This is a genomic window from Streptomyces sp. NPDC005070, from assembly GCF_053600395.1.
The window spans coordinates 1-1,400 of the sequence record NZ_JBSFZS010000513.1 but is presented as its reverse complement, the minus strand read 5'-3'; the positions used below and the strand labels follow the sequence as shown (position 1 = coordinate 1,400).

Annotated in this window: 1 protein-coding gene and 2 pseudogenes; 2 read left to right on the top strand and 1 reads right to left on the bottom strand. The window is 67.5% G+C overall.

Features of this window, described 5'->3' with window-relative positions; all coding sequences use genetic code 11:
• Positions 1–422: 422 nt before the first annotated feature.
• Positions 423–593: pseudogene (locus ACWEBX_RS40710) on the bottom strand (IS5/IS1182 family transposase); the annotation flags it as partial.
• Positions 594–915: 322 nt separating this feature from the next.
• Here ACWEBX_RS40710 and ACWEBX_RS40705 point away from each other — a divergent pair.
• Both ACWEBX_RS40705 and ACWEBX_RS40700 read left to right on the top strand, forming a co-directional pair.
• Positions 916–1,074: a hypothetical protein gene (locus ACWEBX_RS40705; protein WP_451889723.1), complete on the top strand. Its 159-nt coding sequence runs from the start codon at positions 916–918 to the stop codon at positions 1,072–1,074.
• Positions 1,071–1,400 (top strand): annotated as a pseudogene (locus ACWEBX_RS40700) (hypothetical protein); the annotation flags it as partial. The gene ACWEBX_RS40705 and the pseudogene ACWEBX_RS40700, both read left to right, overlap by 4 nt.

Sequence of the window (1,400 nt, the reverse complement as noted above, 5' to 3'; positions counted from 1 at the left end):
CGCGACGAGGGCGGTCGGCTCTTCTTCGGCGACGACCACGGCACCCGCAGGCTGGTCGGGCAATCAGGCAACGGTCAATTCGTCACGACGTCGGTTGTCGCGGAGGGCGAGGTGTCCTCAAACGTATGAGCTCGCCGTCAGGACCGCGGAATTCGAGGACGAAGCGCCGCTTCGGCGGGCGGTACCCCTTGGGCGGCGGGCTGGCAGGCTGGGAACTCGGCCGTAGGCGCGGACGCACCGTGCCGACGCACGCATGCCGACACGTACAACACGCCGACGCCGACTGCCTTCCCTGACGACGTAGAGAGCCACGAAACATCCCGAGGCGACGACGAGCCCGACAACCACCAGGAACACCACGACGAGTGCGTTGAACACGGCCGTGGATGGTCCTTGCCCTACGCCGAGGGGGCGGAACCCAGGAGCCCCACCAGCAGCACCCGGTCCGCCAGCGGCAGGCACCACGGCCGACCCCCGCCCGGCCCGTTCCCGCCCCGCTGCCGCACCACCTTCACCAGCTTCGCGAACCGGTCCATCCGCAGCCCGCTGAACGTCTCCACCCACACCGGATCAGCCCTCAACACCCCACCCATACAGGAGAAATGCCCTGATCATGGCCTTGTGCAATACCCTTTAAGGCGTGTCGTGAAGTGCTGCAGGCAGCTGGCCGTAACTCGCAGTCCGCGGACGGCTTGGCCCAGGTCGAGGCCGTCGCCAGCAGATGCCTCGGTCAGCAACGGTGTCACCCGGATCGCCGAGCGGCTGAATGCGGTACGTGCCGCTCGGCCGACCACAGCCCCAGGCTCTCCCCGTATTCCCGCAGGTGGGCAAGCGAGGCTGTAGTTTCAAGCGCCTGCTATTGCCGCAGACGCAATCTTGTCGCCCCTCGCGACCCGTAACATTCCGGATGAAACCATGACCCGTCTCAAGGTGCGCGCCCCGCAGATCGGCCAGGCTCTCCACCAACACCTCCTCGAGCTCGTCACCCGCGAGGCACAGCAACCCACCCTGGCGGAAACGGCCGAACGCACCGGCGGTACGCCCGAGCCTTACGCGAGGAGCACTTCGCAGTGACCGTCAATGTTGACCTGCCCGACCACATACGCGCTCGCTGCGCCGAGCTCGGCGACGGTGTCTTGTATGCGGTCAAGACCTTGGCCCGGCAGCTGGCCGAAGATCCGCGCCTGGGCGAGCGCTCCGGCAGACTCGGCCTGTACACGGCGACGATCGACAGCGAAGCCTTCGATGCATGCCCACCTCTGATCGTGCGCTACGCCTACGGCCCGCCCCTGTTGGACGCAGACCGGCTCGAGATCCGAGACATCGAGGCGACCGGGCCACTCCCTGACACGGTCGACGCGCAGGGCCGCGCAACCGTGCCGGATCCCCGAAGGGAGCAG

Excerpts from the sequence above, each read along its gene's own strand:
- ACWEBX_RS40705 (WP_451889723.1), top strand. The coding sequence starts at position 916 with ATGACCCGTCTCAAGGTGCGCGCCCCGCAGATCGGCCAGGCTCTCCAC.